General features: G+C 72.5%; 7 protein-coding genes. 5 read left to right on the forward strand and 2 right to left on the reverse strand.

What is annotated here, in order from left to right:
• Nucleotides 1-66: 66 nt before the first annotated feature.
• Nucleotides 67-591: a hypothetical protein gene (locus ACSNOB_RS04585; RefSeq protein WP_436685305.1), complete on the reverse strand. Its 525-nt coding sequence runs from the start codon at nucleotides 589-591 to the stop codon at nucleotides 67-69.
• Nucleotides 592-963: 372 nt separating this feature from the next.
• On the opposite strand from ACSNOB_RS04585, the gene ACSNOB_RS04590 reads away from it, so the two are divergent.
• Complete coding sequence (locus ACSNOB_RS04590; RefSeq protein ID WP_436685306.1) at nucleotides 964-1,956, forward strand: endonuclease/exonuclease/phosphatase family protein; 993 nt, start codon at nucleotides 964-966, stop codon at nucleotides 1,954-1,956.
• A gap of 7 nt (nucleotides 1,957-1,963) precedes the next feature.
• Here the strand turns inward: ACSNOB_RS04590 and cimA are convergent, their stop codons facing one another.
• Nucleotides 1,964-3,544: a citramalate synthase gene (cimA, locus tag ACSNOB_RS04595; protein WP_393105111.1), complete on the reverse strand. Its 1,581-nt coding sequence runs from the start codon at nucleotides 3,542-3,544 to the stop codon at nucleotides 1,964-1,966.
• Between the two features lie 338 nt (nucleotides 3,545-3,882).
• Here cimA and ACSNOB_RS04600 point away from each other — a divergent pair, with 338 nt between their 5' ends.
• The 4 genes from ACSNOB_RS04600 to ACSNOB_RS04615 all read left to right on the forward strand — a co-directional run bounded on the left by ACSNOB_RS04600 (nucleotide 3,883) and on the right by ACSNOB_RS04615 (nucleotide 6,369).
• Entirely contained in the window at nucleotides 3,883-4,443 is a 561-nt protein-coding gene (locus ACSNOB_RS04600; RefSeq protein WP_350686876.1) for a peroxiredoxin, read from the forward strand.
• Nucleotides 4,444-4,445: 2 nt separating this feature from the next.
• Nucleotides 4,446-4,976 carry a carboxymuconolactone decarboxylase family protein gene (locus tag ACSNOB_RS04605; protein WP_436685307.1) on the forward strand — a complete coding sequence of 177 codons (531 nt, stop codon included), beginning with the start codon at nucleotides 4,446-4,448 and terminating at the stop codon, nucleotides 4,974-4,976.
• Nucleotides 4,977-5,118: 142 nt separating this feature from the next.
• The gene (locus tag ACSNOB_RS04610; RefSeq protein ID WP_436685308.1) at nucleotides 5,119-5,577 is read left to right on the forward strand and encodes a PRC-barrel domain-containing protein; all 459 of its coding nucleotides are present in this window, start codon (nucleotides 5,119-5,121) and stop codon (nucleotides 5,575-5,577) included.
• Nucleotides 5,578-5,607: 30 nt separating this feature from the next.
• Nucleotides 5,608-6,369, forward strand: a complete 762-nt coding sequence (locus tag ACSNOB_RS04615) for a tyrosine-protein phosphatase (protein WP_436685309.1) — start codon at nucleotides 5,608-5,610, stop codon at nucleotides 6,367-6,369.
• The last annotated feature ends 12 nt before the right edge of the window (nucleotides 6,370-6,381 follow it).

Here is a 6,381-nt window from a genome sequence, read left to right on the forward strand (position 1 = left end):
CGTCCCACCGGACGCGGGGGCGCCGGCCCCCACCCGGGGGTGGGGACCGGCGTCGTCAGCGGGTGTTCAGTTGGCGACGACCAGGTGGAACGGCCGGTCGGCCGGGGTGCCGGACGAGTTCCGGGTCTGGACGAAGACCGCGTTCGGCGTCTGGAGCCGCGGCGCCACCGAGATCTCGCCGCCCGGCGGCACGTTGTACGGGTCGGTGGTGCCGATGGTCGCCACGAACGTCTCCAGCGAGACGTTGTAGTTGAACAGGACCTGGTACTGCCCGGGGCCGTACCGGGTGGCGGAGATCGCCTCGGGCGAACCGCGGAGCAGGGTGCCGCCGCTGGAGACGACGGCGGAGGCGACGGTGCCCGGCGCGGTCGCCAGCGCGGACGGGCCCTGCGCCAGTGCCGCCTTGGCCTTGCGGGCCTCGGCGGGCGTCACGGCCGGCTGGCTGCCGGAGCCGGGCTGGCGGGCCGGCTGGGCGACCTCGGCGGGCGCCTGCGCCGCCGGCTGGGCGACGGCGATGCCGCCTCCGGCCAGGGCGAGCGCCAGGGCGGTGAAGGCCACCGCCGCCGCCTTGCGTCGGAAGAGTGTGGTCATGACAGGTCTCCCTTTTGTTGACCGTGCGGATTCGACCGTTCCCGCCCGACGGCGGAACGGCTGATTTCCAATTCTCGGGCCCGGGAAATAAGCGACAACCGCCGGAAGCCCGCACTTCAGGCCGCACCCTAGATGTTGTCGCCTCAACAATTTCACCGGCTCTGAGCAGGGATTACTACTCAGAGTTTCGACGTCTCAACCCACTGGAACGTAGCACCATAAAAAGCCAGACGTCAATAGTCGATCACGCTTTCCGGTCACCTTCGGGGCGGCGTCGACAATTTGTGAAATGCGAATGCTTTGTCATTCATGAAATGCGTTCGGCAGGGCGACGGGCCACGGCGCGCGGCGGCGCCGGGTTACCCTCTCACCATGATCACCGAGGCGGAGCGGCCGACGGACAGCCGGGCGGGGCTACCGGGCACCGTGCTCTGCTGGGCGGCTGTCGCGCCCGGGGCCGCCTGGACGGTGGTGCGGCTGGCCGGTCTCGACCGGGGGCCGCTGGTCCAACTGCTCGCCTTCACCCCGTACGTCGCCGCCGGAAGCCTGCTGCCGCTGGTGCTCGCGCTCGCCCTGCGGCGCCGCTGGCCCGCGGTGGTCGCGGCGGTGGTCGCGGCGGCGCTGGTGGCCGTGGTCGCGCCCCGGGCCCTGCCCGCCGGGCAGCCCGCGACCGGCGGGCCGACAGTGCGGCTGCTGACCGCCAACCTGCTCGCCGGGGCGGCCGACGCGCGGGCGCTGGTCGACCTGGTCGAGCGGCACCGGGTCGACGTGCTCACCGTGCAGGAGTTCACCCCCGAGGCCCGGGCCGACCTGGACCGGCTCGGCCTCGACCGGCTGCTCCCCCATCGGCACCTCGAGCCGCGGCCCGGCACCGTCGGCTCCGGGATCTACGCCCGGTTCCCCGTCGGCGAGGGCGGCGTCCGGCACAACCGCGGCGGTTGGGGCTTCGACCAGGCGTACGGCACGGTGACGGTGCCCGGGGCGCCGCCGGTCCGCGTCGAGTCGGCGCACCCGGCGGCCCCGTACGCGGTGGACCAGGTCGGCCATTGGCGCACCGACCTGGCGGCGCAGCCGCCCGCGACTCCGGACGGGCCGCTGCGGATCCTCGCCGGCGACTTCAACGCCACCCTCGACCACGCCCCGCTGCGCGCACTGCTGTCCACCGGATACGTCGACGCCGCCGACGAGGTCGGCGCGGGCCTCACCGGCACCTGGGGCCCCTACGACGGCGACCCGATCCCGCCGGTGACCATCGACCACGTGCTGGTCGACCGGCGGATCGCCGTGCGGGCGGTGGCCGTGCACCGGGTGCCGGGCAGCGACCACCGCGCCGTCCTGGCCGAGCTGCGCCTTCCGGCGGGGTGATCCCGCCTCAGACGCGGGCCCGGTCGAGGCCGTAGGTGAGCGCGTCGACGAGGGCGTGCCAGCTCGCCTCGACCACGTTGGGGTGCACCCCGACCGTCGTCCAGTCGCGGCCGGTGCGGTCGGCGGTCTCCAGCAGCACCCGGGTCACCGCCCCGGTGCCGCTGCTGCCCTCCAGGATGCGCACCTTGAAGTCCGCCAGCTCGAAGTCGCCCAGCTCCGGGTAGTGCCGGGCCAGCCCGGCGCGCAGCGCCTCGTCCAGGGCGTTCACCGGGCCGTTCCCCTCGGCGGTGGCGATGACCCGCTCGCCGCGTACGCGGATCTTGACGGTCGCCTCGGAGACCACCGCGCCGTCCTCCCGGTGCTCGACGAGCACCCGGTACGACTCCAGCGCGAACGGCTTCGCCGGCGCGGTGTCCAACTCGGCGCGGACCAGCAGCTCGAACGAGGCGTCGGCGGCCTCGAACGACCAGCCGCCGGCCTCCAGCTCCTTGACCCGCCGGGTCACGCGGGACAGCGCCTCCGGATGGCCGGCCAGGTCCAGGCCGAGCTCGCGGCTCTTGAGCTCGACGCTGGCCCGGCCGGCCATCTCGGTGACGAGGATCCGCATGTCGTTGCCCACCACCTGTGGGTCCACGTGGTTGTAGAGCAGCGGATCCACCTTGATCGCGCTCGCGTGCAGCCCCGCCTTGTGGGCGAAGGCCGCGGCCCCGACGTATGCCTGGTGGGTGTCGGGGGCGATGTTGGCGATCTCGGCGATGGCGTGGGAGACCCGCACCATCTGCCCCAGGCAGCCCTCCGGTAGGACGGGCAGCCCGAGCTTGAGTTGGAGATTGGCGACCACCGCGAAGATGTCGGCGTTGCCGGGGCGCTCGCCGTAGCCGTTCGCGGTGCCCTGGAAGTGCCGCACCCCCGCCTCGACGGCGGCGACGGTGTTGGCCACCGCGCACGCCGTGTCGTTCTGGCAGTGGATGCCGAGCAGCTCCGGGCCGACCCCCACCCGCGCGGTCAGGTCGGCGATGGCGGCGGTCACCTGGGAGGGCAGCATCCCGCCGTTGGTGTCGCAGAGCACCATCCGCTCGGCGCCGGCGGCGAGCGCCGTCTCCACCACCGCCGCCGTGTACGCCGGGTCGTGCCGGTAGCCGTCGAAGAAGTGCTCGCCGTCGACGAAGACCCGGCGCCCCTCGGCCACCAGGTGCGCCACGGTGTCGTGGACCATCGCCAGGTTCTCCGCGGCGGTGGTGCGCAGCGCCCGCTCGACGTGCCGCAGGTCGGCCTTGGCGACCAGGGCGACCGCCGGGGTCTGCGCGTCCAGCAGGCCGCGGACCTGCGGGTCGTCGGCGACCCGCACCCCGGCCCGCCGGGTGGCCCCGAACGCGACCAGCAGCGCGTGTCTCAGGTCCAGCTCGGTGCGCGCCCGGCGGAAGAACTCGGTGTCCTTCGGCACCGCGCCCGGCCAGCCGCCCTCGATGAAGCCGACCCCGAACTCGTCGAGCAGCCGGGCCACCGCGAGCTTGTCGACCACCGAATAGCTGAGCCCCTCGCGCTGGGCCCCGTCGCGCAGCGTCGTGTCGTACACCTGGAAGGTCATCAGGGATCCTTTCGAGAGCAACAAAAAGACCCCCCGCGGATGCGGGAGGTCTGCGCGCTCGGCGGAGGGGAGGCCGGCGCGCTAGGTCCGAATAATCAGGTGGGTGCTGTTCACGATCGCCACTCTGCCATCCGGGCGTGGTTTTGGGAGGCGAAATCCACATGGCGGGACGATCACGCAGGGTCGCGATACCGCACCGGCGGTCGGGGCGCGGCCGGAACCGGACGTTGGTGATCGACTTCACAAGTCACCCGGCCGCCACCAGGCGGAAACAACGCTGCGGAAGTATCTGGAACCGATCCAGTTACCGGCCCTCGTGCCGCTGTCAAGGAGGACCTGTGCTCACTGTCGGTGACCGCTTCCCCGAGTACGAACTCACCGCCTGCGTGTCGCTGGACGCCGACAAGGCGTTCGAGACGATCAACCACAAGTCCCACGAGGGCAAGTGGCGGGTCGTCTTCTTCTGGCCGAAGGACTTCACCTTCGTCTGCCCGACGGAGATCGCCGAGTTCGGCCGGCTGAACGACGAGTTCGCCGACCGGGACGCCCAGGTCCTCGGCGTGTCGGTGGACAACGAGTTCGTCCACTACGCGTGGCGCAAGGACCACCCGGACCTGCGCGAGCTGCCGTTCCCGATGCTCAGCGACATCAAGCGCGAGCTGACCGCCGCCTGCGGCGTGCTCGGCGAGGACGGCGTGGCCCAGCGGGCGACCTTCATCGTCGACCCGAACAACGAGATCCAGTTCGTCATGGTGACCGCCGGTTCGGTCGGCCGGAACGTCTCCGAGGTGCTGCGGGTGCTCGACGCCCTGCAGACCGACGAACTCTGCCCGTGCAACTGGAACAAGGGCGGCGAGACCCTGGACGCCACCAAGCTGCTCGCCGGCGCCGGGGCCTGACCATGGGTCTGGACGCGATCAAGGCGGCTCTGCCGGAGTACGCCAAGGACATCAAGCTCAACCTCGGCTCGACCATCGGCACCTCGACGCTGAAGCCGGAGCAGGCGTGGGGCACCGCCCTGGCCTGCGCGGTGGCGGCGCGCAACCCGGTGGTGCTGCGGGAGATCGCCGACGAGGCGGCCACCCACCTCGGGCCGGAGGCGGTCGAGGCGGCCAAGGGCGCCGCGGCGATCATGGCGATGAACAACGTCTACTACCGGGCCAAGCACCTGATCGGCGACGAGCAGTACCAGTCGATCCCGGCGCGGCTGCGGATGCAGATCATCGCCAGGCCGGGCGTGGAGAAGGCCGACTTCGAGCTCTGGTGCCTGGCCGTCTCGGCGATCACCGGCTGCGGGGTCTGCCTGGAGTCGCACGAGAAGACCCTGCGCGCCGCGGGCTTCAGCCGCGAGCAGGTGCACGAGGGGCTGCGCATCGCCGCCGTCGTGCACGCCGCCGCGGTCACCCTGGACGCCCAGGCCGCGCTCGCCTGACGCGTACGCCCCCGGTGGGCCGGTGCCGCACGACGGCGCCGGCCCACCGCCGTTTCCGCCGGCGACCGCCCGGGTAGCTCCTCCCGGGACGAGGACACGATCCGGCGAGACGACTGGCGACAGTCGGGGCAGGAGTTGTCACATGGACAGGCTCGACCCGCACAGCACGCACGGCAACCCGGATCCGGTGCGCGACGGTGGCCGGGGCGAGTTCGCCGGCGGGGCGCCCGCCGGCGCCTTCGACCCGTGGCGCTACCGGGACACCGCGAGGGTGGCTGACGCCGACCTGGTCGGCTACAAGGTCGAGGCCACCGACGGCGGCATCGGCAAGATCGACAGCGCCAGCCACGAGGTCAACGACAGCTACCTGGTGGTGGACACCGGGCCGTGGGTCTTCGGCCGGAAGGTGATGATCCCGGCCGGCACGGTCAACCACGTCGACCACGACGAGCGCAAGGTCCACGTCGACCGGAGCAAGGACCAGATCAAGGCCGCTCCGGAGTACGACGAGACCGCCGACACCGACCCCACCTACCGCGACCGGCTCGGCGGCTACTACGGCGAGACGTACTCGGCCATCCCGCCCGGCACCGCCCGGTAGTCACCGGCGAGCGACGGCCTCCCGCGTCCCGTGGGAGGTCGTTACCGTGTCAGCGTGGACACCACCGAGGTCAACCGCAGCTTCCCGTTCGCCACGATCTTCAACTTCCGCGACGTGGGCGGCCACCACGGGCACGACGGGCGCACCGTCCGCCGGGGCCGGCTCTACCGCTCCGACTCGCTGCACCGCATCGACGGCACCGACCGGGAGGCGTTCGCCGCCCTCGGCGTGCGCACGGTCATCGACCTGCGCCGCCCCCACGAGGTGGAGCGCGACGGCCGGGTCCCCCACTTCGACGGTCTGACCTGGCACCACGTCCACCCCGAGCACGCGGAGTGGGGCGAGACCCCCTACCGGCCGGGCAGCGACCTGGCCCGCTACCTCGCCGACCGGTACGCCGACCTCGCCGAGACCGGCACCGCCGGGCTGGCGAGGGCCGTCGGGCTGATCGCCGACGCGGCCAACGCCCCCGTGGTGGTGCACTGCGTCGTCGGCAAGGACCGCACGGGCATCGTCTGCGGGCTCACCCTCGCCGCGCTCGGCGTCCCCGACGAGGACATCGCCGCCGACTACGCGCTGAGCACCGAGGCCGGCGAGCGGTTCCGCACCTGGTACGAGGCCACCAGCCGGCAGACGGGGCAGAGCCTCCCGCCGCTGACCTGCCCCGCCGAGGCCATGACGCTCTTCCTCGCCGAGTTGCGCGAAGCCCACGGCTCGATCGAGGGCTACCTCCGCCACGCCGGCGTCACCGACGCCCAGCTAGCCGCCCTCCGCGCCCACCTCTTGACCTGACCCCCCTCCCGC

It is taken from the genome of Micromonospora sp. URMC 106, from assembly GCF_051386395.1.
Taxonomy (GTDB): Bacteria; Actinomycetota; Actinomycetes; order Mycobacteriales; family Micromonosporaceae; genus Micromonospora.

What these genes read in the sequence shown, in the direction of transcription:
- ACSNOB_RS04605 (WP_436685307.1), top strand. Translation starts at nt 4,446, where the DNA reads ATGGGTCTGGACGCGATCAAGGCGGCTCTGCCGGAGTACGCCAAGGAC.
- ACSNOB_RS04610 (WP_436685308.1), top strand. Translation starts at nt 5,119, where the DNA reads ATGGACAGGCTCGACCCGCACAGCACGCACGGCAACCCGGATCCGGTG.
- ACSNOB_RS04585 (WP_436685305.1), bottom strand. Translation starts at nt 591, where the DNA reads ATGACCACACTCTTCCGACGCAAGGCGGCGGCGGTGGCCTTCACCGCC.
- cimA (WP_393105111.1), bottom strand. Translation starts at nt 3,544, where the DNA reads ATGACCTTCCAGGTGTACGACACGACGCTGCGCGACGGGGCCCAGCGC.
- ACSNOB_RS04590 (WP_436685306.1), top strand. Translation starts at nt 964, where the DNA reads ATGATCACCGAGGCGGAGCGGCCGACGGACAGCCGGGCGGGGCTACCG.